Source organism: Nocardia sp. CA-135398, from assembly GCF_050955845.1.
In the GTDB taxonomy this organism is placed as follows: Bacteria; Actinomycetota; Actinomycetes; order Mycobacteriales; family Mycobacteriaceae; genus Nocardia.
The window spans coordinates 227,500-252,181 of sequence record NZ_CP192084.1 but is presented as its reverse complement, the minus strand read 5'-3'; the positions used below and the strand labels follow the sequence as shown (position 1 = coordinate 252,181).

Genomic DNA, 24,682 nt, shown 5'->3' with positions numbered 1-24,682 from the left:
CGCCGTGGCCGTTCGCACTCGGGCGTACCGCGGTGTTATCGTCCGCGGCGGTGGCTTCCAGACTCACTACTGCTCATCCTTCGTATCGATACCGAAGACGTTCTCCCAGGCCGCCGTGCTGGTCAGCGTCGGGTGGGCGGCGCGGTAGCGCTGCTGCATCTCCGGGAAGCGGGCGGCCAACTCCTTACGCAGCCGCATGGCCTCCTTGAACAGGCCGAGGGCCTGACGCGGATCGCGCTTACGGTAGACCACGCCGCGGCCGTCCGCAGTGGTGACGGTGACGCCGTCGACCTGCGAGAGCAGGAACCAACGGGCATCCAGCGTCGGCACATTCAGCTGCGGACGCTCGTGGTGTTCGGCATGGGCCGGGCGGAAGTTGTGCACGACCCCCTTGGCCAGCCGGACCACCTTGGCGATCGGATTCGCCGGTTCACCGACCGCGCCGACCCCGATGTGGCTGGCCAGCGGCAGTTCGGTGGACGACGGCAGGATGACCGCATCCGGGTACTGCTTGCGCATCTCGTGCACCACGCCGAGGGCGCTCGGCAGCAGCTGGAACAGCCGCTCCGGTCCGGCGAGGAAGTCCTTGATCGCCAGGTTCTGGATGGCGACCGTCGAATACTCCAGGCAGAGCAGATGTTTCAGGGTCGCCTTGACGGTGTTGACGACCATCCCGCGCCCGTTGCCCGGCATGTGCAGCGACGCGACCACCAGACGGTTGCGCAGGTGGAAGTACGCCTGCCAGTCGATCGCGTCGTCCTTATCGCTCCAGGCCATATGCCAGACGGCGGCGCCGGGCAGGGTGACGGTGGAGTAGCCGTGATCGCGGGCGCGCAGCCCGTATTCGACGTCGTCCCACTTCAGGAACAGCGGCAGCGGCTGACCGATCTCCTCGGCGACCTGACGCGGGATCACACAGGTCCACCAGCCGTTGAAGTCGACGTCGATGCGCCGGTGCAGCAGCTTGGAGTTGTCGCGGTCCTTGAGCGGGTACTTCGAGAAGTCGTGGTCGTATTCGACATTCGGCGCGGAGGTCCACATGAAGATGCCGCGGTCCACGACCTCGCCCATGCTGTGCAGATGCGAGCGCTCCTGCAGGTTGAGCATCTGCCCGCCGACGAGCATGGGTGATTTGGCGAAGCGGGCGAAGGCCAGCGCGCGCAGTATCGAATCGGGTTCGATCTCGATATCGTCGTCCATGTAGACGATGTACTGGGCGTCGGTGGTTTTCAGCGCCTCGTACATGACCCGGCTGTAGCCGCCCGAACCGCCGAGGTTGGGCTGATCGCGAATGGCGAGCCGATCGCCGAGCACCGCGGCGGCCTCGGTGAAGCCGGGCTCGTCGACCACCTTGCGATTGCCCTGATCGGCGACGATGACGGCGGCGATCTTCTCCAGCACCAGCGGATCCGAGCCAAGCGCACCAAGGGTTTTCACCAGATCGGTCGGCCGGTTGAAGGTCGGCATACCCACGGCGATGGTGCCCGCACCTGGTGCCTCGACCGGTGCGTACCAACCGCCCGCGAGCAGCGTCACAGCGGTGTCGGTGGTGATGTCGAACCAGATCCAGCCGCCGTCCTCGAACGGGCCGAGATCGGTTTCGAATTCCACATGCACCGATTCAGTGCCTGGTGCGACCGCGAATTCCTTGCCCTGCACATGAATTCGGGAACCGTCCGCCTTCGAGCGGTAGACGTCGACGCGGCCGTGCCCGGCCAACTCCAGCCGCAGCACCACCGAGTTCAGGATGCTCCAGCGCCGCCAGTAGCTCGCGGGCAGCGCATTGAAGTACGTGCAGAACGACACCTCCGACTCCGCGCCGATCGACAGCGAGGTGCGGGTGGTGGCGTGCGCGCGCCGGGCGTTGGTCGACGACTCCTCGACATAGAGGGTGCGCACGTCCAGCGGTTCACCCGGCCGGGGCAGGATGATGCGCTGCAGCAGCGACTTCGCGCGAGTTTCGGTGGTCATGTCTTCCAAAATCGATTGGGAGGTCATTCGTCGCCTTCATCCGAAAGAGGCTCGCCCGACTCCAGGTGCGGCCGGAGGACATTGTCGAACATGCTGAGCGCGCTGCCGATCGCCATATGCATATCCAGGTACTGGTAGGTGCCGAGGCGACCGCCGAAAAGCACCTTCGCCGTCGCGGTTTCCTTCTTCGCCAGCGCCCGGTACGCGGTGAGCTTGGCGCGGTCCTCCGGAGTGTTGATCGGGTAGTACGGCTCGTCCCCGGTCTGCGCGAAACGGGAGTATTCGCGCATGATCACGGTCTTGTCGTTCGGGTAGCTCTCGCGCTCCGGGTGGAAGTGCCGCGGTTCGATAATGCGGGTGTACGGCACATCCGAATCGTTGTAGTTCATTACCGAGGTGCCCTGGAAGTCGCCGGTTTCGAGCACTTCGGTCTCGAAATCGATGGTGCGCCAGCCGAGTTCGCCCTCGCTGTAATCGAAGTAGCGGTCCACCGGTCCGGTGTAGACGACCGGGGCGTCCGGGTTCTGCGCGCGGATCTGCTCGCGCACGTCGAACCAGTCGGTGTTCAGCCGGACCTCGATGAGATCGGAGGCGGCCATATTCTCCAGCCACTTCGTGTAGCCCTCTTTGGGCAGACCCTCGTAGGTGTCGTTGAAGTAGCGGTTGTCGAAGGTGTAGCGCACCGGCAGGCGGGTGATATTGCCCGCGGGCAGTTCCTTCGGGTCGGTCTGCCACTGCTTGGCGGTGTAGTCGCGGACGAACGCCTCGTAGAGCGGGCGGCCGATCAGCGAGATCGCCTTCTCCTCGAGATTCTGCGCATCCTTGGTCTCGACCTCGGAGGCCTGTTCGGCGATCAGCTTGCGCGCCTCGTCGGGGGTGAAGTAGCGGCCGAAGAACTGGGAGATCAGACCCAGGCCCATCGGGAACTGATAGGCCTGCCCCTTGTGCATCGCGAAGACCCGGTGCTGATAGCCGGTGAACTCGGTGAACTGGGTCACGTAGTCCCACACCCGCTTGTTCGAGGTGTGGAACAGGTGCGCCCCGTACTTGTGCACCTCGATCCCGGTCTGCGGCTCCGGCTCCGAATAGGCGTTGCCACCGAGGTGGTAGCGACGATCGATCACCAACACCCGTTTGCCGAGTAGATTGGCGGCGCGCTCGGCGACGGTCAGCCCGAAGAATCCGGAGCCGACGACGATCAGATCGAACTGTGAGGCGGAGTTTGCGGAGTTACCCGGGGACGATGCGACGGTCACGGGTGCCCAGCGTATCGGAAGACCGCGCGCGGGCCGGGTGGAGTCGCGACCTGTGCGCTCTCGCCGCCGGATGCCACCGGAATTTCTCCTGGAGTTCGCCGAAACGTATACCCCGCGGCAACACGGCGGCTATTGCCCCCGCGCCACGGCGAGGGTGCCGCGGAAATCGACGGTCGACGCCCGCGGCCTCCGGTATTCCGAGATCTGGTCGACGGCTGGGTGGAGCAGACCGATCTGCCGCCGGATCGAGGGGGTTGAACGCCGCCCCGCAAAGTTTTCTGCGCGATAACCGGGGTTGACCGCGCACCGTCGGATGGTCGGCAGCACGGTCTGGCGGCCGACCCCCAGGGACTACTCCGGGAAGCCGATATCCGACTCGACGGCGTCGCGCTCGGTGTACATGTGCCAATAGTGGTCACCCAGTTCGTCATTGCTCATCCGAACGATCTCGAGCCCGGCCGGAAACAGTTCCGGCTGCTCGTCGACCAGGCGCTCGGCCTTGCTGTTGCCGATCAGCGCGCCGATATTGAGCAGGCCGACATAGACGCCGGTGTCTTGCAGTTCGACCGCGAGCTGGCGAATGTAGGTGCGCTGCGCGCCGAGTGCGACGCCGAAATTGGACAGGTATGGGGCCGGATACCGGTCGGAGTATCCGGACGAGAACAGCAGTGCCCCTGCGCCGCGTTCGATCATCGCTGGCGCGACCGCGCGGGTCATCCAGATCGGTGAGTAGACCTTCAATTCCAGCGGGACGCGCAGGTTGGCCGCGTCGACATCGAGGGTGGTCGGGATGCGATCGAGCGCATCGCCCGCCGCGCCGTGCATCGCGACGTCGATCTGACCGAACTTTTCGGTGATGTCATCGACGACGCCGTACAGCTGCTTTTCATCGGTGATATCGGCCGGGAAGGCCGCGGCCTCGATGCCCTCGGCGGCCAGTTCGGCGGCGTGTCCGCGGGCCTTATCCGGATTCCGTCCGATTACCGCCACTCGGAACCTCTCCCGACCGAACCGCCGTCCGGTCCCCATGCCGAGCCCCGGCCCGAAGCCGAATACCGCGATCGTCTTGGTCATATTTCCTCGCTAAGTTGAGCAGTGGTTCAAGTTAGCTTCGACGGTAGCATTAAGTTGAACCTAGGCTCAAGATAAATTCGGTACCGGATTTGTAGGATCGGCGAATGCCCGTGGACAAGCCGTTACGCAGCGACGCCCGACGCAATCGGGACGCGCTCGTCAACGCCGCCCGGGAGGTCTTCGAGGAACGCGGCCTGGACGCGCCGCTCAAGGAAATCGCCGCCCGCGCCGGGGTGGCCATCGGCACGCTCTACAACCGCTTCCCCACCCGTGACGACCTCATCGCCGCGGCCGTCGAAGACCGCATCGAGGCGGGCGGCCGCATCGCCCGGGAGGCGATCGAAATCACGGACCCCTGGGACGCTTTCGTCTACCTGGTCGAGAAGGTCTGCGAACTCCAGGCCGCCGACCGCCTACTCAGCGACCTCGCCCTACGCGGCGCCCCAAGCCCCGCCATCGCGCGTGCCCAGGAACACGGCCACGGCCTGATGCGTCAAATCGTCACCCGCGCACAGGAATCCGGTGCGCTGCGCCCCGACTGGGTGCTCGAAGACATCGCCTTCATCACCTGGTCGCACACCCGAATCATCGAGGCCACCGGCAAAATCGCCCCCGAGGCCTGGCGCCGCCACCTCGCCCTGGTCCTGGACGGTCTCCGAGCCACCGCCGCCCACCCGCTCCCCGTGCCTCCCATCACCGAAGACCAACTGATGCAAGCACTGAAGGGCTGAGTTCCCGCGTATCCAAGGCGGCACTGGGCTTCATCGCGAATACGTCAGCGCGACCGAAAGGACTGTGGGCCAAGGTCACTGATACGAATACGGCGGTTGCCCGGCAGGAGGCTGCTGCGGGCCCAGGCCGATATGCGGATTGCCGCGCTGAGCGGCTTCCCCGACGTGAGCGGTCAGTAGGTCAGCGCGTGATGAGTCGGACGAGCCGCGGTCCAGCGGGCGGCGAATCTGTTGGCGCACAGGGCGAGGATGAGGAGCGGTTGGGCGAGGTCTATCGCGGTGCGGAGCAGGTTTTCCTGGATCAGGGCGGTCATCTGGCCGACCAGGCCGAAGAAGGGGGACACCCAGAGCGGGTGGTCGGCGGTGGACCACCAGAAGATGCCGAGGCCGAATTCGTAATCGGTGAGCGAAACGGCAAGTCCGACAATGCCGATCGCGAGCGACAGACCGGATGCCACGATCAGCGTGTAACGCCCGGTCTCGTCCTGACGCCAGAGCCGGACACCGCCGAAGATCATGACAGCGACCATCAGCGCAGTCCCGAGCGCGGTGAAAATGACGAGCGAATTGTCGAACCGGCCCCGATCGTGGATGAAGTCGACGACGAGCGATATGCCCCCGACCAGACTCCCCAACCCATACAACACCGCGAGCGCCGCACCGAACTGCGCGACCACCCCGCTCGGCCGATCCCCACTTCGGTAAAGCATCGTCGACGCTCCTCCCCACTAGTTGTGGACGATTCGATCCTACGGCCGCGGACCGCAGTCGACTCGCCGAGAGGATTCCGGCGAACTGGCGATGGGGCGCCCGCTGGCCGCGGACGCCCCACCTCGTTGTTACCGAATCTCCGTTACCGGAGGTTGGCTTCGGCGTACGCGTTCATCGCGTCACGCACGAATTCGGTTGTGCCCTCACCGTGTACGTCGTAGTTGGCCGCGAAACGCGGGTCGGCGACGTACATTTCGCCGAGTCCGGTGAAGTACTCGTAGGACGGGCGGCGCTGCGAACCGATCCCGATCCAGTCGTAGTGCCGCGCGACGATGGCCTGGACCTCATCGCTGTCGGGGGCGAGTCCGGCGGCGTGCGCCCGGCCGTAATCGGCGGCGATATCCAGGTGGGTCTGGAAGTGCGCCTGCTTATCGGCCTCGCTGAGCGAGCGCCACCAGCGGTCGCCACTTTCGTAGGCGTCCTTGCCCCAGCGTTCGATCACCTCATCCTTGTACCGAGTGTGGTCGAAACCGTCGAAAACCTCTGCTGCCATGAGTTGTTCACCTCGTTCCGTCTTGTTCAGCGTGGTGGTCACCGACTCGATCTGGCGCCGGATCCGATCCTGTTCCTGCCGAAGCAGTTCCAGGTGCGCGCGCAGTGCGGCGGCGGTGTCCTGTTCGCCCGCGAGAACTTCGGCGATGACCGGAAGGCCGAGGCCGAGTTCGCGCAGCAGCAGGATGCGTTGCAGCCGAACCAGGGAGTCCTGGTCGTAGTAGCGGTAGCCGTTGGCGCCGATCCGGCTCGGCGGCAGCAGCCCGAGCTGCCCGTAGTGGCGCAGCGTTCGGCTGGTGGTACCGGCCGCCTTGGCCAGATCCTGTATGGACCATTCGGTGCCCGTTCGCATGACCTGTTCTCCCTTCTTTCTCGTCGGTACAACCAGCTTGCAAGTTGACGTTACGTCAAGGTCAACCCTTTAACGTGCGTCGACCGGCACCGGAGGCGTGACCACGGCGGGAGCGATCCGCGGCTTGGCGACCATCTGGCCGAGCAGCGTGCCGCCGAGCGCGATACCGAGTCCGAGCACTTGCAGCGGGGTCAGCGCCTGGCCGAGTGCGATCCAACCGATCACGGCCGCCGATACCGGGCTGAGCAGCCCGAGGAAGGCGACCGACGTCGCGGGCACCTTGGCGATGCCGCGGAACCAGAGGAAGTACGCCAGCGCGGTGCCGATGACACCGAGGTACAGGTAGCCGCCGACGGCCCGGCCGTCGAATGCGGGCGGGGCACCCTCGATCAAGAGGGCGAGCGGTGCGATGAACAGGCCACCCGCGGTGAGTTGCCAGCCGGTGATCGCGAGCGGTCCGACGCCGTCGGGTCGACCCCAGCGCTGGGTGAGCACCGTGCCCATCGCCATCGACGCCGCACCGGCGAGTCCGGCGATGACACCGACTGTATCGAGCTGCGCATTGGCGCGCAGCACCACGAGGGCCACCCCGAAGACACCGATCAGGCCCGCGATCACCTTGCGCCCGTTCGGTTTTTCGGCGAGCACGACGGTCGCGAAGGCCAGTGCGAACATCGGCGCCACCGCGCCGAGCACTCCGGCGACGCCGCCGGGCAGTCGGTAGGCGGCCAGGAACAACAGCGGGAAGAAGGCGCCGATATTGAGGACACCGAGTGCGACGGCGCGCCCGACCCAGACCCCGCGCGGCAGTACCCGGGTGATGGCGAGCAGCGCGAGTCCGGCGGGCAGTGCGCGCATCAGCGCCGTGAAAAGCGGGCGGTCCGGCGGCAGGAATTCGGTGGTCACGGCGTAGGTGGAGCCCCATGCGATCGGGGCGAGTGCGGCGAGCGCCAGGGTGCCCGCGTACGAGTCACGCGCGGCGGTGGTGGTTGTCATGTTGGTCGCTCCTCATTGATAATCTCAACGTTGAAATATCTACTCGCTGACATACCTCGCCGTCAAGTAGATGAACGTTGAGATAATCACTATCGAGAGGAACGGCCGTGGCCGACGCGATCGATCTGTTCACCGAGCACTGGAACCGGGAACGGCCGGAGGTCGACGTGTCACCGATGGCGGTGATCGGACGCATCCAGCGACTGTCCCGCCTGCTGGAACAGGACCTGAAGAAGTTCTTCGCCGGACACGGCATGGAGTTCTGGGAATTCGACATGCTCGCGACCCTGCGCCGCTCCGGCGGCGCCGACGGACTCACCGCGGGCGCCCTGAACCAGGTCGCCATGCTCACCTCGGGCGCCATCACCAACCGCATCGACCGCCTCGCCGCCAAGGGCCTCGTCGAGCGCGCACCCTGCCCAGAGGATCGCAGAGCAATCCGCGTCCAACTCACCGCAGCAGGCCGCACCCTGATCGACGAACTACTGCCCTTGCACATGGCGAACGAGCAACGCCTCCTCGCCACACTGGATGAGCGGGACCGTGCCCACCTGGCAGATCTACTTCGTACACTTGCCGAATCGCTTGGCGACACCGCTCATCCTGATTCGAACCCTGCCCGATCGCGCTGACAACTCCTGTCGCGCAAGTGGATTCACCAGGCCATCGGGCGGACACCGCCGCCGCCCGAGGCCCGGGCCCGACGGCCCAGATGGGCGCACCAAGGTCGTCGCTCAGCGCAGATCCGCAAGCGAATTCGTCAACGCGGCACAGGTCGCGGCAATGCGGCAGCCCACGAACGAGACCAGCCACACGGACCGGCGCGTTGCCCGGTTTCAGCTTCGACTCCTCTGTCGAGCAGGCGAATTCACAGCGCGGCCGAGCTGCCCATGGACCGAGGCAAGCGATCCACAAAAGGGCGTGATGCGCTCAGAGCTCTTCGCTCAGCTCCGGATCCCCACTTGCCGGCGCCGCCGAGGGGATTGCGGGGGCGCGCGGCGGTGGTGGGGTCGGGGTCGAGGCGGTAGTAGGGGCGACGGTGGTTCCGGGCGGGACCGAGGCCTCCGGTGCGATGACGCTGCCGGGCGCCGCGGAATATCCCGGCGACACGCCGGTTCCGGGTGCGAGCGCACCTTCGGGCGCGGGCGGGGAATTGCCAGCGGGCACAGCACTTTCGGGCGCACCATACGCAGCATCTGACCACGCGCTCTCGGGGGAGACATTGCCACTGGGCAGCACACTCCCCGGCGCGACGTAGCCCCACCCAGCATTCCCAGCCGCGCCATTCGCACCGCCCGGCAACGTGCCCTCGGGGGACTTTTGGCCACCGGGCAGTATGTTCGCGGGCGGGGCGGGCGATACCGCACTTCCGGGCGGGACGCTTTCAGTCGCGCCATTTCCATCACCTGGCGCGGCGCTCTCAGGTGCGCCATTTGCGGCGTGCTCATTGTGCCGCGGAGGTACGGGGGTGCTGGGCTTGCCGTCGCGCGAATCCGGGACCATTTGCATCAGCGTCGTGAAGTCGACGACCCGCGCGCCGAGCGTCGGGGTCGCGATAATGACGCCGTTGCTGAAAAGTCGGTAGGTACCGGCGTTTTCGGGCAGCGCCATCTCTGGGCCGAGGGGTTTGCCGAGCGCGCTGTTCGCGCCGCCGATCCGGCGGTATTCGGCATCGATCGGGGATTCGGCGACGAGGGTCTGTTTGCGCGGATCCACGGGCGCGCCCGCACCGACCACCGGGGTGCCGAGTTCGGCGGGTGTTGGTCCGACATCGAAGGCGTAGATATCGGCCGGTTCCCCGCCGTCCGGCGCGGAGGAGTACTCCGAACGCAGGATCCGGCCGTCCCGCAATAGCACCGTCCCCGCGGTCGATGCGATGGCATCGGTCGCGCGTGGATCCTCCTTGGCGGTGCCGGGATACTCCTGGCAGTCGGTGGTATCGCAGGTCTGCGCGTATGGATAGCGGTGCTCGGCAAGCGCGTATGAGCGTGCCGCGATCGCCTGTGCGCGGAGGGCTTCCGTCGCTCCCTTGTCGGCCCAGTTGGCCTGCACCTCGGCCGGGACGACGCCGCGCAGATAGTCCTCGACATCGATGCGATTCACCGTGCGCGCCGCACCGTTTTCCATGGCGACACCGAGGGAACCGCGATACGCGGAACCACCGCACAGGGTCAGATGTTCCGCGGCAGGACGGTTGGGCCGCGGGTTGAGCGGATAGATCCACGGGTCGCCGATCGTCCGCTGCCACAGCACCGCACCGTCACAGCCCGCCGTGACGACTACCTTCGCGCCGCCGTCGGGCAGTGCGGTGAGATGCGCGACCTGACCGCGCGGCAGCATCTGGCCGGCGACCCGCAATCCGGCGTCGGAGTAGGCGTCCAGCGTCGAGTCGTCCTGGGCGGACAGCCGCACCCCGACGGTGGTCGCCGAGATTTTGCCGAGCGTCGCGCCCGGGTAGTAATGATCGAGAATCCGCTCGGCGGCCCAGCCCTCCCTGGCGCTGTCGAACGCGCCGACCTGACTCATACCGCGTCCGTGGCCCGGTCCCGCCAACGGCCGGACGAGTGTGTCGGCGGGCCATACCCAGAACGCGAGAACAGTCCCGGCCAGCGCGGCAGCACCGCCGGTGACCAGCACCGGACGGATGGAAATCGGAGTTCCGGATAGCCGTCGCCAGCCAAATCGGCCGTGCGGCGCACTCGTTTTCAGCCGCAATTTTCGCTCGCCCCGCGTCGTGTCATTCCGGTGCCGTTTACTTCGCATCCGTTCACTCCCACGGTTTTCCAGGACCTGATCGGTTCGATACCCCTCGGCATGTCGTTCCACGCCGGTCGCAAATCGAGAGCTACATTCGAGCAATCACATAATCCTCGACCAGAGGTTTAGACATGTGACAGTTGTGAACTAGTGTGGTCGTTGATGCATCAGGAAGCAACAACCCTGACATTCATGCAGATGATCGCGCGGTTCGACCTGATTGGAGATGCTCGTGCCGTACCGCAAACCGAAACGTTCCTACGTGCTCCCGGTTGTCACCACACTTGCGGTAGCGGCTCCGCTCGCGACATTCACGCTGAGCGATCCGACCGATTACCGTTCGACAACCGGTAGCGAGCTTGCCGCAATCCCCGCGCAATTGGCCGAGGTCGGCCTCACCACCGTCCCCGACATCACCCTTCCACTGCGTGAACTCACCGGTCTCGACCTACCTGATCTGCATCTTTCGGATCTACGCATGCTGCCGATTCCCGAATCCATTCCGGTTCCCCAGGGTTTGCCGCTGCCACCCGGCATCGAGCTACCGAAGGAAATCCCACTACCCAAGCTCGATTCCGGACAGAACACACCGAGCCAATCGGTTCCCGGACAATACTTTCCAGGCCAATCGGTTCCGGGCCAAACGGTTCCAGGCCAGTCCCTACCCAGTCAAACCATTCCAGGCCAATCCCTACCTGGCCAAACCGCGCCAGGCCAGCCGCTACCGGGCCAAACAGTTCCAGGCCAATCCCTACCTGCCCAAACCGCGCCAGGCCAGCCGCTACCCGGCCAAACGACTCCAGGCCAATCGCTACCCGGCCAAACGACTCCAGGCCAATCGCTACCCGGCCAAACAGTTCCAGGCCAGAGCACCCTGGGCCAACCGCTTCCCAGCCAACCAGTTCCGGACCAGAGCACCCCCGGCCAACCACTTCCCGGACAGGTTCCGGACCAGAGCACCCCCGACGGATCGCTCCCCGGCCAAACCATCCCGGGTCAATCGACACGAAGTGAATCTTTCCCAGGTCAGCCCCCCTCCCCAGCTCAGGTCACGACTCCCGGTCAACCGCTCCAAGGCCATTCCGCGGCCGCGGCTTTCATCGCCGACCCCGCCCAGCTCGAGCCCGACGTCACTCCCGACACACCAGCACTGGCACCCGGCGCTGTCCCGCCGGAACTCCTCAGCCAGGTCGGCGCGCAGGTCAAGGAGCTCAGCCGCGAAACCCCGTTCAGCGTGGTCGCACTCACCGCGCACGATTTGGTGAATACCAAGGCATTGGTCCGGGCCCGTCAGTCCGATGGCACCTGGGGTCCCTGGTACGACACCGAGGCCGTCGACACCCGCCGCAACGACCGGGCGACGGGCGGCACCACCGGCACCGAACCGATCTACGTCGGCAATACCAATTCCGTGCAGATCCTGGTGACCCGCAAACCAGCCGTCGCGACCACGCCGCGTCCCCCGGTCGCGGGTGCCGCGGAGGGCGCCGTGCCGATGCTGCCCACCCCGGCCGTCGGGCGCTCGGACGACCCGGCCCAGACCGCCGCCGCATTGACTGCCGTACTGATCGATCCGGGCCGCGGCGCGATCGACGGCACGCTCAACAATGTCGCGGCTGCGCTGCCCAGCGGCGGACCCAATGTCATCACCCGATCCCAGTGGGGCGCGGACGAATCCATCCGCTGCGAGGAACCCACCTACGACGATCAGCTCGGCGGCCTCACCGTGCACCACACCGCCGGCCGCAACGACTACACCCAGGCCGAATCGGCGGGCATCGTCCGCGCAATCTACACCTATCACGCAAAAACGTTGGGCTGGTGCGATATCGGCTACAACGCGCTGGTCGACAAGTACGGCCAGATCTTCGAGGGCCGCTTCGGCGGACTGGATCGTCCGGTGCAGGGCGCGCACGCGGGTGGATTCAACGAGAACACCTCGGGCGTCGCGCTGATGGGCAACTACGAGTCCGAGGAACCGTCGGAAGAGGCGATCAATGCGATCGGCCGGTTCATCGGGTGGCGGTCCAAGATCGCGGGCCTGGATCCCAAGGGCTACACCACGATGTACTCCGAGGGCACCGAATTCACCTCCTATGCGCAGGGTGAGGCGGTTCGGCTGCCGGTGGTGTTCGCGCACCGCGACGTCGGCAATACCAGCTGCCCCGGCGACTCCGCCTACGCGGATATGGACCGCATTCGGGATATCGCGGCGGGCATATCCGCGTCGCCAGGCAGCTCCACCAAGCCGCAACAGCAGGCACAGGCGCCTGCGACACAGCAGCCCCGAATGCAGACGACCCCGCAGACCCAGGCCGATCTCGCCACGCTGGCCGCACTCACCGCAAAGCTGCTCGGCATGGTGAATCAGAATCCGATCGCCAAGCACTGGGCCGAGCAGGGCGGTCCCGATGGTCCGCTCGGCGCGGCCGCGTCCGAGCCGATGCCAGCCACGCAGGGGCAGCAGTACGCGAAGTTCGTCAATGGGTACGTCTATACCGGCCCGGATGGTCAGATATTCGAGGTGCTCGGCGCGATCCTGGATCGCTTTCTCGCCCTCGGCGGGGATGCCGGAATCCTCGGACTGCCGATGAGCAACAGCTACCCGGTCCCGAACGGACTGCGCACCGACTTCCAGTACGGCTCATTGGTTCTCAACCAACTGACCGGCATCGTCACCACCGTCTGGAAGACCTACAACGACACCTACCAGCAGCAGGTCAACCGCAACCCGGTCGCGGCACCAGCCCCGGTTCCGGCGGGCTGACACCTGGGATGCGGCGGGTTCGCTCAGACCCACCAGCGCTCGAGTACCTGCGCGACACCGTCTTCGTTGTTCGCCGCGGTGACTTCGTCCGCGGCGGCGATCGCCTCCGGATGCGCATTGGCCATCGCGACGCCGTGGCCGACCATGGTCAGCATCGGAACATCATTGGGCATATCGCCGAACGCGATGATCGCCGAATGTTCGACACCGAGGCGTTGGGCGACGATGGCCAGCCCGGACGCCTTGGTGACGCCGGGTGCGGAAATCTCGATCAGGCCGTGGTCGGTCGAGTAGGTGATATCGGCGCGATCGCCGATCAGCGGTGCCAGGACCGCGCGCATATCGGCGCTGAGCGTGCCGCGTAGTCGAACCAGCATCTTGATCGCGGGTTCGTCGATGACCTCGGCACGCGAGACCTCGGTGTCATCCGGATTCAGCCAGGCATGTTCGTATTCCGGCGAACTCACGAATTGCGGCGTCACCGCGTCATGCGCGCTGGCGCCGACGCGTTCGGCGGCGAGACCGCAGCCGGGCAGCGCGCATTCGGCCAAGTCGGCGATCCAGGCGAGAGTGTCCACGTCCAGGGTCCGGCTGGTGAGTACCCGGTCGGCGGCGCTGTCGTAGATCACCGCACCGTTGCCGCAGACGCACAGCGGCGCATAGCCCAGACCTTCGACCACCGGATCGATCCAGCGCGGCGGCCGTCCGGTGGCGAGCACGAACGGCACCCCATCGGTGATCAGGGCGGCCACGGCCGCCTTGGTTCGCGCGGTGACCCGCTCGTCGTGATCGATGAGGGTGCCGTCCACATCGGTGGCAACCATCTTCGGCTTGGGCAGGTGCAGGCGAGTCACCTATTCCATCCTGCCGGAAGACCATCTCGGCGAGGTCGCGGCTATCACTGCGACGGTGGTCGCCGCCATGGGGAGTCCTCGGCCTCGCTCTTCGGGTCGGACTGCCGTTTCGTCAGATCCGGCGGTGGAAAACCCGGCGCTGCCTGCGGATTCGCTCCAGATTGCGGCTGCGCGCCCGGCTGGTCGCCACCCGCTTGCGGATACGACTGCGCATCTGGGACATCAGCCGACGAACCATACTGCGGGTAGGGAGGATAGGGCGTCGGTCCGGACGGATACCCGGCCGGTGGCTCGCCAGTACCAGACGGATACCCAGCCGGTGGCACGCCAGCACCAGACGGATACCCGGCGGGTCCGTAAGGGTACGTGGTTACAGACGGGGCGGTCACCGGACGGTAATGGAGCCAGCGCCTCGTCGGCGGCACGAGTGCGAGCACCGCGGTCGCGATCGGGAAGATCAGCCCGAACAGCCCGCCGATGCCCCCGCCGATCTCGGCGGCGCTGCCGCCCGAGGTGGTGTAGTGCGCGGTTACCGCGTAGCCAGCGATACCGGCCACAATCACCACCGCGCATCCGGCCACCACGAGCACCCGACCGAGCGGCCGCCTGGTGAACATCATGACCGCGCCGACACCGAGTAGGAATGCCGTGATCACCGCGATCGAACCGGACACCAGCAGGTAGGTCTTGAACCAGCTCTGCGCGAAGAGGCCGGTCGAGTCGTACTCCGCGAGATCACGGGCCAGGTCGGTCGCCCCGAGCACAATATTGAAACCGCCGCCGAGCAATTGGCCGGCACTGCCGACGCTCGCCAGCACCCCGGCCGTGATCGCGGTGCCGCCGCTCGGTGCGGGTGCCGGTACCGATGGATAAGGCTCATATTGCGGATAACTCATGAAATCCCCCTGAGAGCGTCGGGAAAAGGCCTGGACGCACCGCTCTCGCCAGAATAGAGGACATGCCGATCTCACGCGTGTCACGCACGCTCGCACGCACGTCCTTATGATCAGGGGCTAACACTCGATGCTGGCCCGACCAGCCGTAGGACCAGAGGACTGATGACCGGCTTCCTGCTACGACGCGCGTTCAATTATGTCGTGCTGTTGCTGCTGGCTTCGTTCCTGACGTTCAGTCTGGCGTCGCTGACGTTCACGCCGCTGGACAGTCTCGAACAGCGCAATCCACGTCCGCCGCAGGCGGTGATCGATGCCAAGGCCGAACAGCTGCATCTCAACGAGCCGATTCCACAGCGCTATATCAGCTGGCTGAAGGGTATCCCGCAGGGTGACTTCGGCCAGACGCTGGCCGGACAGCCGGTCAGTGAGGAACTGCCGCGCCGGGTCCTGGTGAGTCTGCGGCTGCTGATCATCGGTTCGATCGTGGGCACGGTGCTCGGGGTCCTGATCGGTGCGGCCGGGGCGATCCGGCAATACAAATTCAGTGATTACTTCACCACGGTCATCTCCCTGCTGGTGCTGAGCACGCCGGTATTCCTGCTCGCCACCTTGTTGAAATACGGTGCGCTGGAAGTGAATACGCTCACCGGCTCGCAGATCTTCCTCTATACCGGTGAGACCTCGGCGAACAAGATCAACGGTTTCTTCCCGCAATTGCTCGACCGTCTCCAGCATCTGGTGTTGCCGACGGCCGGTCTGGCCCTCGGCGCGATGGCCGGTTACAGCCGCTATCAGCGCAATGCCATGCTCGACGTGCTGCAGAGCGATTTCATCCGCACCGCCCGCGCCAAGGGCCTGACCCGCAACAAAGCGCTCTACAAGCACGGCCTGCGGACCGCACTGATCCCGATGGCGACGCTGTTCGCCTACAGCCTCGGCGGGTTGATCACCGGCGCGACCTTCACCGAGAAGATCTTCGGCTGGCACGGCGTCGGGGAATGGCTGGTCAATTCGATCAATGCCCAGGATCTCTATGTTGTCGTCACGGTGACGGCATTCGCCGGTCTCGTCGTACTGGTGTCGGGGCTGCTCTCCGATATCGTGTACGCGATTCTCGACCCCAGGGTGCGTGTGGGATGACGGAAGCCGAGATCATTGTCCAAGGTGCGCCGGAGGTCACGGCCGCCTCGGGTCGGCGCAGGCTCGTACTGCGGCGGTTCCTGCGCAATAAGGCCGCCGTCGCGGGCGTGCTCATGCTGCTGATTCTGGTGCTGCTCGCCTATGTGCTGCCGTACTTCTGGAGCTGGGACTATCAGGAACTCGACGGCACGGCGCTGCGTAAACCGCCGTCGGCCGAGCATCCGTTCGGCACCGATGCCATCGGCCACGACGTACTCGCCCAAACCCTGCGTGGCATGCAGAAATCGCTGATCATCGGCTTCTGCGTCGCCATCATCAGCACCACCATCGCGGCGCTCACCGGCTCGATCGCCGGACTCATCGGCGGTTTCACCGATAAGGCCATCATGTGGCTGGTCGATCTGCTGCTGGTGGTGCCGAGCTTCATCATCGTCGCGCTGTTCGCGCCGAAGACCAAGGGCAGCGGGTCCATTCTGCTGCTGATCCTGCTGCTGAGCGTCTTCGGCTGGATGATCAGCGCGCGCATCGTGCGCGGCCTGACCATGAGTCTGCGTGAACGCGAATTCGTCAAGGCCGCACGGTATATGGGCGCGCCGACCAGGACGGTGATCCTGAGCCATATCCTGCCGAATATCGCATCCATCCTGATCATCGACACCACGCTGTCGGTGGGCGCGTCGATCATGGCCGAAACCGGTTTGAGCTTCCTCGGATTCGGTGTGCAGTCGCCGGATGTCTCGCTCGGCACGCTCATCGCCTCGGGCACCGCATCGGCGCTCACCTTCCCCTGGCTGTTCATGTTCGCCGGTGGACTGCTGATCGTCATCGTGCTTTCGGCGAATCTGGTCGGCGACGGTTTGCGTGACGCATTCGATCCCAGTGCCAAACGGGCTCGCTCGCGCAAGAAGGCCGGGTCGGAAAAGAAGGTAGCGCCATGACGGCCGATAAAGTCGCCATCGAGAAGAACTCCACCGCACCGCTGTTGGAGGTCTCCGATCTGCGGGTCTCCTTCCCCAGCGAAGAGGGTCGCATCGACGCGGTGCGCGGAGTGAACTACACCGTCTCCGATGGCGAAGTGCTGGCCATCGTCGGTGAATCCGGATCCGGCAAGTCGGTGTCCTCGCTCGCGGTGATCGGGTTGCTGCCGGAGCAGGCGCGGATCAACGGTTCCATCCGGCTGCGCGGGCGCGAACTGCTCGGGCTCGGCGATCGCCAATTGTCCAAGCTGCGTGGGCGTTCCATCAGCATGGTGTTCCAGGACCCGCTCTCGGCGCTGACGCCGGTGTATCGGGTCGGCGATCAGGTCGCCGAAGCCCTGCTCGCCCATACCGATTTGACCGGTCGAGAGGCCTCGGCGCGGGCCGTCGAACTGCTGGATCTGGTCGGCATTCCGGAACCGGCATTGCGTGCCAAGGCATTTCCGCACGAGTTCTCCGGCGGTATGCGTCAGCGCGTGGTGATCGCGATGGCCATCGCCAATGATCCCGCGCTGATCATCTGTGATGAGCCGACCACCGCACTCGATGTGACGGTGCAGAAGCAGATCCTGAATCTGCTGCGCAAGGCGCGTGATATCACCGGCGCCGGTGTCATCATGATCACCCACGATATGGGGATCGCGGCCACGCTCGCCGATCGGGTCGCGGTGATGTATGCCGGGAAGATCGTCGAAACCGCCCCGGCGGCAGAGCTTTTCGCCGCACCGCGGATGCCGTATACGGTCGGCCTGCTCGGCTCGATTCCGCGGATGGACGGCCCGGCCCGCAGCCCGCTGATCCCGATCGTCGGTGCACCACCGGCCATGCACGCACTGCCGCCGGGCTGCTCGTTCGCACCGCGCTGCCCGATTGCCATAGATGACTGCCGTGCGGCCGAGCCGCCGTTGGAGAAGACCGGCCCCGGCCATTCGGCCGCCTGCATCCGCACCGCCGAGGTCACCTCCGCCGATCTGTTCGAGGCCTACCGCCAGGAGATCGCGGAGCCGAGCGCCGAGGCCGATACCGATGAGCGTGTGGTGCTGCGGGTTTCGGATCTGGTGAAGACCTACCCGATCACCTCGGGTGTGGTGTTCAAACGCCGCAAGGGCGAGGTCCGTGCCGTCGACGGCATCAGCTTCGAGGTGCGCGCCGGGCGCACATTGGCGCTGGTCGGCGAATCCGGATCCGGAAAATCCACCACACTCACCCAGATTCTCGACCTGGTGCGGCCGCAAGAAGGCACCATCGAGATCATGGGCAGCGATACCGCGACCCTGACCAAGGCGCGCAAGCGGGAGATCCGCCGGAAGATGCAGATCGTCTTCCAAGATCCGACGGCCGCACTGGATCCGCGGCTGCCGATCTTCGACGTGCTCGCCGAACCGATGCGCATCGATGGTCGGCCTCGCACCGAAATCGCCAAGCGCATACCGCAATTGCTCGAACAGGTCGGTCTGCGGCCCGAACACGCCGACCGCTATCCCGCCGACTTCTCCGGCGGCCAGAAACAACGCATCAGCATCGCCCGTGCGCTGGCCCTGGATCCGGAGATCCTCGTGCTTGACGAGCCGGTGTCGTCACTGGATGTGTCCATCCAGGCGGGTGTGTTGAATCTGCTGCGCAATCTGCAGACCGAACACGGCCTGTCCTATCTGTTCGTCTCGCACGATCTTTCGGTGGTCCGCAATCTGGCCCACGATATCGCGGTCATGTATCGCGGAAAGATCGTCGAGGCCGGGCCCGCCGAACAGATCTTCGACCGCCCGAGCAACGACTACACCCGGGCGTTGATCGATGCGGTTCCGGTGCCGGTCGTCAGTCGATAGAGGGAGCACGCGATGCGATCGAGAACCCGAGCCAGATGGGCGGCACCGATTGCCGCACTGGGTCTGATCGCGGCGGGCTGTGGTTCGGGCGGCGATTCGACGGCGGGGCTGTCGGATACCCTCGGCACCACAAACGACATCAACCCCAAGAGCGTCGACGAAATTCGTGACGGCGGGAATCTGCGCCTGGCGGTCACGTCGTATCCGGCCAACTGGAACACCCTGTCCAATGACGGTAACGATGGCGAGATAGCCGATATCGAACGGCCGCTGATGCCGCGCGCGTTCGACACCGACGCCGCTGGCGAATTGTCCATCAACAAGGACTATTTCACCGATGTCGCACTGACCGGCACCGACCCGCAGCAGGTGACCTACACGATCAATCCGAAGGCTGTCTGGTCCGATGGCAATCCGATCACCTGGGAAGACATCAAATCCGAGGCCAGTGCCCTCAGCGGTAGGGATAAGCGCTTCCTGATCGCCATCACCAACGGTTTCGAATTCGTGGACAAGGTGGAACGCGGCATCGACGATCGCCAGGCCGTCCTGACCTTCAGCCATCCCTACGCCGAATGGCGCGGCCAGTTCGCGGGCAATGCCTCGCTGTTCCCGAAATCCGTTACCGCCGACCCGGATTCGTTCAACAACAGCCTGGCCGATGCGATGGGGCCGAGCGCCGGACCCTTCCAGGTCGTCTCCACCGACCGATCGCAGGGCCGAATCGTGCTCGGCCACAATCCGAAATGGTGGGGTGCGAAACCCAAACTCGACACCATCACCTACAGCGTGCTGGACCACACGGCCTGGACGACGGCGCTGCAGAACAACGAACTCGACCTGGTACAGCTGACCACGGTCGACGATGTCCAGACGGTGCGCAATACCGGCGGGCTGGTGGTGCGCCGCGCGCCGGGTAATCGCTGGCGCCACATCACCTTCAATGGCGCGCCGGGGTCGATCCTGTCCGATGCCAGGGTGCGCGTCGCGATTTCGAAGGCCATCGATCGGCAGGCGATCGTCACCGCGATTCAGAACGGGCTGGTGGAGAATCCGAAGCCGCTGAACAACCACATATTCCTGCAGGGTCAGGCGGGCTATCAGGACAATAGCCTCGGCTTCGATCCGACCGCCGCTGCGCGCGAACTCGACGAGGCCGGTTGGCGGCGCAACGGCGATATGCGGGAGAAGGACGGACGCAAGCTCGTCATCCGCGATGTGATGTACAACGATCCGACCTGGGTGCAGGTCGCCCAGATCATCCAGCGGAATCTCGCCGAAATCGGGGTCGGGCTGACCATCGACACCAGGCCGGGCGCCGGGTATTTCACCGATGTCATCCAGCCCGGCGATTTCGACGCCGCCCAGTTCATCTGGGTGGGTGATGCCTTCGCCTTCAGCAGTATTCGACAGGCGTACTACTACGACCCGAACGATCAGCAGGGCAATTACGCCCGCGTCGGCTCGCCGGAACTCAATGCCCTGATCGACCGCACCCTGTCGGAACTGGATCCGGCGAAGGCACGCGAGCTGGCCAATGAGGTAGATCGCAAGGTGTTCGAGGAGGGTCATTCGCTGCCACTGATGCAGAGCGACGGCAGTTTCGGCGTCCGCGCGAATCTCGCCAATATCGGTTCCCCCGGCCTCGCGTCCTACGACTACACCAAGATCGGATTCGTGAAATGACAACAGCACGCATCGCCCGGCACCGCCGGGTGGGAATTCGGATCGCGGCACCCGCCGTCGCCATCGCGCTGATTCTGTCCGGGTGCGGGTCGGGCGACGACGTGACGGCGGGTTCCAGCTCGATCGGCACGGCCAATGACATCAATCCGAAGGACGCCGGCGACCTGCGCGAAGGCGGGAATCTGCGGCTGGCACTGACGGGTTTCCCGGCGACCTTCAATTCCTCGCATGTCGACTCCGACGGTGAGGTATCCGATCTGGTCGGGTGGGCGCTGCCGGGCTCGGTCAAATCCGATGCTGCGGGCAATATCACTACCGATACCAACTACTTCACCGAGATCAAACTCACCAATACCAATCCGCAGACCATCGTCTACACGATCAACCCCAAGGCGATCTGGACCGATGGAACGCCGATCACCTGGGAAGATCTGAAATCCCAGGCCGAGGCGCTCAGCGGACGCAATCCGGCCTTCCAGGTGGCGGCAACCCAGGGCTACGCGCAGATCGGCACGGTCGAACGCGGTGTCGACGACCGCCAGGCGATCGTCACCATGGCCCAGCACTATGCGGAATGGCAGGGCATCTTCAGCACGGTCTACCCCAAGGCATCGACCGCGACCCCCCAGGCCTTCGACGACGTCAACCGCAACAGTCTGCCGGTTTCGGCGGGGCCGTTCATGATCACCTCGATCGATAAGGCGCAGCAGCGAATCGTATTGAGCCGCAATCCGAAATGGTGGGGTGATACACCGAAGCTGGATACCGTCACCTACAGCGTGCTCGACTACTCGGCGCGGCTGAACGCACTGCAGAACAACGAACTGGATTCGGCGTCGGTATCGGGCATCGATGAGGTCAAGACCGCCTCGAACGCGCCCGGCATCAAGGTGCGTCGTGCGCCCGCGCCGCGGTTCTCGCACTTCACCTTCAATGGCGCGCCCGGCTCCATCCTCGCGGATCCGAAACTGCGCGTTGCCATTTCGAAGGGTATCGATCGGCAGTCCATCGCGACATCGGCCCAGCAGGGCGTCGTGGTCGATCCCAAGCCGCTCGACAACCACATCTTCATGGTTGGTCAGAAGGGTTATCAGGACAATGCGGCATCGGTGGCCTACAACCCCGAACTGGCCGCCAAAGAACTCGATGACCTCGGGTGGAAACTCAATGGCGATGTCCGCGAAAAGGACGGCCGCAAGCTGGAAATCCGCGATGTGATGTTCCAGCAGGAGAGCTGGGTGCAGATGGCGCAGATCGCGCAGCAGAATCTGGCGAAGATCGGCGTCAAGCTGATCATCCAGACCTACCCGGGCAATGGACTTTTCACCGATGTGATCGATCCGGGCAACTTCGATATCGTCCAATTCACCTGGAGCGGTGGCATCCTCCCGCTCGGTGCACTGCCGCAGATCTACGCCTTCGACCCGGCGAATACGCTGAGCAATAAGGGCAAGATCGGCTCGCCCGAACTGAATGCGCTGATCGAGCGGACAATCGCCGAACTCGATCCCGAAAAGGCCATCGAGCTGGCGAACGAGTGCGACAAGATGATCTTCGATGAGGGCTTCTCACTGCCCATCGTGCAGTCCGCGGGCACCGTCGCGGTGCGCGAGGGCCTGGCCAATTACGGCGCCTTCGGCCTCGCGTCGGCGGACTACACCAAGGTCGGGTTCGAGAAATGAGATTCGCGACCGCGGTGGCGGTTCCGGTCGTCGCGCTCGGGCTGATCGTGACCGGTTGTTCCGACAACAGCATCACTCCGGGCACGGTCGATATCGGCAGCACCAACGACATCAATCCGAAGGATCGCGGCGAACTGCGTGACGGCGGCAATCTGCGGCTGGCGCTGAGCTCGTTCCCGGAGTCGTTCAACTATCTGCACGTCGACGGCAATACCGAAAGCACCGCCTCGGTTATCAATCCGGTCCTGCCATCGCCGTGGGTCAGCAATGCGGCGGGTGAGCTGACGGTCGACCACAATTACTTCACCGATATCAAGCTGACCAATACCAACCCCCAGCAGGTCACCTACACGATCAATCCGAAGGCCGTGTGGTCCGACGGCAGCCCGATCACCTGGGAGGATCTGCGATCGGAAGCCGCCGCGCTCAGCGGTAGGGATCCCGGTTTCCTCATCTCGTCATCGAGTGGATTCGACCGGGTCGGGAAGGTCGAGCGCGGTGTGGACGATCTGCAGGCGATCGTCACCTTCGACAAGCCGTATGCCGAATGGCAGGGACAGTTCTCACCGCTGTACCCCAAGGCGGTGACCGCGAATCCGGAGGCATTCAGCAATCTCGACCGCGACGGTCTGCCGGTCAGTTCAGGGCCTTTCGTCCTTACCTCCATCGATCGGGCGCAGAACCGGATCACCTTGGGGCGCAATCCGAAATGGTGGGGCGATACGCCGAAGCTGGACACCATCACGCTGAGCGTGCTCGACGACTCCGCGGTGCTTCCCGGTATCCAGAACAACGAGATCGACTACGCGTACATGTCCGGGATCGAGAATGTGACCGGCGCGCGAAATTCGAAGAATGTGGTCATCCGTCGCACACCCGAGCCGAGTTGGTCGCATCTGACCTTCAACGGCGCGCCAGGTGCACTGCTGTCGGATCCGCAACTGCGGATTGCCATTTCGAAGGCGATCGATCGGCAGGCCCTGGTCAGTGCCGCGCAGAACGGTGTCGTCGACAACCCGACACCGCTGAACAATCACATCTACATGAAGGGCCAGAAGGGGTACCAGGACAATTCGGCCCCCATCGCCTTCGATCCGGACGCGGCGGCGCGCATGCTCGACGCGCTCGGCTGGAAACTCAATGGCGACGTTCGGGAGAAGGACGGCCGCAAACTCGAATTGCGCGATGTGATGTACCAGCAGGAAGCCTGGGTGCAGACCGCGCAGATCGTGCAGCAGAACCTGGCGCGGGTCGGGGTGAAGATGACCATCCAGACCGTGCCCGGCAGCGGATTGTTCAAGAATGTGATCGATCCGGGCAACTTCGATATCGCCCAATTCAGTTGGGGCGGTAGCGTTCTCCCCTTGGGCGCGCTGCCGCAGATCTACGCCTACGACCCGGCGAATCTGATGGGCAACAAGGCCCGCATCGGCTCCCCGGAACTGAACGCGCTGATCGAACAGACCATTGCCGAACTCGATCCCGCGAAGGCCATCGAGTTGGCGAACAAATGCGATCAGATGATCTTCGCCGAAGGCTATTCGGTGCCATTGCAGCAGGCCTCGGGTACCTACGCGGTCCGCGATAACCTCGCCAACTACGGCGCCTTCGGCCTCGCCACCCCCGACTACACCAAAGTCGGCTTCCTGAAGTGAAATTCGGACCGGGCCACCCCCTGGCCTATCCGGTCTCCGTGACGATCGGCGCCCTGGTCGTTTGCCTGGCCTGGGCGCCGTTCGGCGACTTGGACCAGGTGGCGGCATTGGCGACGGTTGCGCTGGGCATTCTGGGCTATACGGGTTTTCAGCTCTTCAGGGCATCGGGCTACCTGTCGAATGGGTTGGCAGATATCGGCCCGGGCCGGATGGACCGCAGGGATACGTCTCGCGGTGATGGAGGCGCACAGTTCGGAACCGGTGCGGGTGCGGATACCGGCAGCAGGGAACCCGAGGGCAGCCCCGGCGCGCGAACCGTAGAGATCAAACGGGTGCGCCAGCAGCATCGGCTCGTCAGCCGCAGCTGGCTCGAGATCACCGAGAACTACCGAACTCGCTGGTTACCAGTGTTTTTCGAGCCAGCGCTGCTAGGCATGACCGAGGCCGAAGCCGACGTGACCGACAGGTCTGTCGACACCGCCACCCTGCACTTCTATCCGTCCGGAAAGGCGCGGACCTCCGAACCGCCCGGCCGCCTGATCGACAATCCCTCCCGTCCCGATCCCGATGCCCCGATCCTCGCCACCGACTCCGCTCGGGTTCGCCGCCGCCTGCTGCTCGACGCGCAATCCACCGTCGCCGCACCCTTCGCAGCACTCATGTGGGTCTACATCGCCGCAGGTGGCTTCATGGCCTTCCTCGCCGCCACATCGGTAGCCGCCGCCACCGCCATCTGGCTCGCGGCCATTCGCGGTTCCGACCCCAGCTGACACTCCCCCAGGGCCGCCGACAGTGTGGC

The 24,682-nt window shown here is 64.9% G+C and carries 19 protein-coding genes; 10 read left to right on the top strand and 9 right to left on the bottom strand.

All coding sequences use genetic code 11. The annotated features are described in order from the left end of the window. Positions 1–66: 66 nt before the first annotated feature. The 3 genes from ACQP1T_RS01105 to ACQP1T_RS01095 form a co-directional block, all read right to left on the bottom strand. Positions 67–1,998 carry a glycosyltransferase gene (locus ACQP1T_RS01105; RefSeq protein ID WP_433758083.1) on the bottom strand — a complete coding sequence of 644 codons (1,932 nt, stop codon included), beginning with the start codon at positions 1,996–1,998 and terminating at the stop codon, positions 67–69. After that, positions 1,995–3,227 carry a UDP-galactopyranose mutase gene (gene glf / locus ACQP1T_RS01100; RefSeq protein WP_433758082.1) on the bottom strand — a complete coding sequence of 411 codons (1,233 nt, stop codon included), beginning with the start codon at positions 3,225–3,227 and terminating at the stop codon, positions 1,995–1,997. The genes ACQP1T_RS01105 and glf overlap by 4 nt, the downstream gene beginning before the upstream one ends. Before the next feature lie 351 nt (positions 3,228–3,578). After that, positions 3,579–4,301 (bottom strand): SDR family NAD(P)-dependent oxidoreductase, encoded by a 723-nt coding sequence (locus tag ACQP1T_RS01095; RefSeq protein ID WP_433758081.1) that lies wholly within the window; start codon positions 4,299–4,301, stop codon positions 3,579–3,581. A 104-nt stretch (positions 4,302–4,405) separates the two neighbouring features. Here ACQP1T_RS01095 and ACQP1T_RS01090 point away from each other — a divergent pair, with 104 nt between their 5' ends. Then, positions 4,406–5,032: a TetR/AcrR family transcriptional regulator gene (locus ACQP1T_RS01090; protein WP_433758080.1), complete on the top strand. Its 627-nt coding sequence runs from the start codon at positions 4,406–4,408 to the stop codon at positions 5,030–5,032. Positions 5,033–5,205: 173 nt separating this feature from the next. Here the strand turns inward: ACQP1T_RS01090 and ACQP1T_RS01085 are convergent, their stop codons facing one another. From ACQP1T_RS01085 to ACQP1T_RS01075, 3 genes are all read right to left on the bottom strand, one after another. After that, entirely contained in the window at positions 5,206–5,742 is a 537-nt protein-coding gene (locus ACQP1T_RS01085; RefSeq protein ID WP_433758079.1) for a hypothetical protein, read from the bottom strand. Between the two features lie 143 nt (positions 5,743–5,885). Then, complete coding sequence (locus ACQP1T_RS01080) at positions 5,886–6,647, bottom strand: MerR family transcriptional regulator (RefSeq protein ID WP_433758078.1); 762 nt, start codon at positions 6,645–6,647, stop codon at positions 5,886–5,888. Between the two features lie 69 nt (positions 6,648–6,716). Next, positions 6,717–7,643: an EamA family transporter gene (locus ACQP1T_RS01075; protein ID WP_433758077.1), complete on the bottom strand. Its 927-nt coding sequence runs from the start codon at positions 7,641–7,643 to the stop codon at positions 6,717–6,719. A 107-nt stretch (positions 7,644–7,750) separates the two neighbouring features. On the opposite strand from ACQP1T_RS01075, the gene ACQP1T_RS01070 reads away from it, so the two are divergent. Continuing rightward, positions 7,751–8,275: a MarR family winged helix-turn-helix transcriptional regulator gene (locus ACQP1T_RS01070; RefSeq protein WP_433758076.1), complete on the top strand. Its 525-nt coding sequence runs from the start codon at positions 7,751–7,753 to the stop codon at positions 8,273–8,275. Between the two features lie 298 nt (positions 8,276–8,573). Here ACQP1T_RS01070 and ACQP1T_RS01065 read toward each other — a convergent pair whose 3' ends face one another. Then, the gene (locus ACQP1T_RS01065; RefSeq protein ID WP_433758075.1) at positions 8,574–10,280 is read right to left on the bottom strand and encodes a SpoIID/LytB domain-containing protein; all 1,707 of its coding nucleotides are present in this window, start codon (positions 10,278–10,280) and stop codon (positions 8,574–8,576) included. A 346-nt stretch (positions 10,281–10,626) separates the two neighbouring features. Here ACQP1T_RS01065 and ACQP1T_RS01060 point away from each other — a divergent pair, with 346 nt between their 5' ends. Then, positions 10,627–13,167 carry an N-acetylmuramoyl-L-alanine amidase gene (locus ACQP1T_RS01060; RefSeq protein WP_433758074.1) on the top strand — a complete coding sequence of 847 codons (2,541 nt, stop codon included), beginning with the start codon at positions 10,627–10,629 and terminating at the stop codon, positions 13,165–13,167. A gap of 23 nt (positions 13,168–13,190) precedes the next feature. Here ACQP1T_RS01060 and ACQP1T_RS01055 read toward each other — a convergent pair whose 3' ends face one another. Together ACQP1T_RS01055 and ACQP1T_RS01050 are read right to left on the bottom strand one after the other, a co-directional pair. Then, positions 13,191–13,991 carry an HAD family hydrolase gene (locus ACQP1T_RS01055; protein WP_433762558.1) on the bottom strand — a complete coding sequence of 267 codons (801 nt, stop codon included), beginning with the start codon at positions 13,989–13,991 and terminating at the stop codon, positions 13,191–13,193. Between the two features lie 74 nt (positions 13,992–14,065). After that, entirely contained in the window at positions 14,066–14,917 is an 852-nt protein-coding gene (locus ACQP1T_RS01050) for a hypothetical protein (protein WP_433758073.1), read from the bottom strand. 162 nt (positions 14,918–15,079) lie between these two features. Between ACQP1T_RS01050 and ACQP1T_RS01045 the strand changes: the two genes are divergently transcribed. The 7 genes from ACQP1T_RS01045 to ACQP1T_RS01015 are packed head-to-tail and all read left to right on the top strand — an operon-like array spanning position 15,080 to position 24,653. After that, positions 15,080–16,057 (top strand): ABC transporter permease, encoded by a 978-nt coding sequence (locus ACQP1T_RS01045; RefSeq protein ID WP_062981012.1) that lies wholly within the window; start codon positions 15,080–15,082, stop codon positions 16,055–16,057. Then, positions 16,054–16,995 (top strand): ABC transporter permease, encoded by a 942-nt coding sequence (locus tag ACQP1T_RS01040; protein WP_433758072.1) that lies wholly within the window; start codon positions 16,054–16,056, stop codon positions 16,993–16,995. Before ACQP1T_RS01045 ends, ACQP1T_RS01040 begins: the two co-directional genes overlap by 4 nt. After that, entirely contained in the window at positions 16,992–18,860 is a 1,869-nt protein-coding gene (locus ACQP1T_RS01035) for an ABC transporter ATP-binding protein (protein ID WP_433758071.1), read from the top strand. Before ACQP1T_RS01040 ends, ACQP1T_RS01035 begins: the two co-directional genes overlap by 4 nt. A 12-nt stretch (positions 18,861–18,872) precedes the next feature. Next, positions 18,873–20,546, top strand: a complete 1,674-nt coding sequence (locus ACQP1T_RS01030; protein WP_433758070.1) for an ABC transporter family substrate-binding protein — start codon at positions 18,873–18,875, stop codon at positions 20,544–20,546. After that, positions 20,543–22,228, top strand: coding sequence for an ABC transporter family substrate-binding protein (locus ACQP1T_RS01025; RefSeq protein ID WP_433758068.1), 1,686 nt, complete (start codon positions 20,543–20,545; stop codon positions 22,226–22,228). The genes ACQP1T_RS01030 and ACQP1T_RS01025 overlap by 4 nt, the downstream gene beginning before the upstream one ends. Continuing rightward, positions 22,225–23,883, top strand: a complete 1,659-nt coding sequence (locus tag ACQP1T_RS01020; RefSeq protein ID WP_433758067.1) for an ABC transporter family substrate-binding protein — start codon at positions 22,225–22,227, stop codon at positions 23,881–23,883. The genes ACQP1T_RS01025 and ACQP1T_RS01020 overlap by 4 nt, the downstream gene beginning before the upstream one ends. Then, positions 23,880–24,653 (top strand): hypothetical protein, encoded by a 774-nt coding sequence (locus tag ACQP1T_RS01015; RefSeq protein WP_433758066.1) that lies wholly within the window; start codon positions 23,880–23,882, stop codon positions 24,651–24,653. The genes ACQP1T_RS01020 and ACQP1T_RS01015 overlap by 4 nt, the downstream gene beginning before the upstream one ends. The last annotated feature ends 29 nt before the right edge of the window (positions 24,654–24,682 follow it).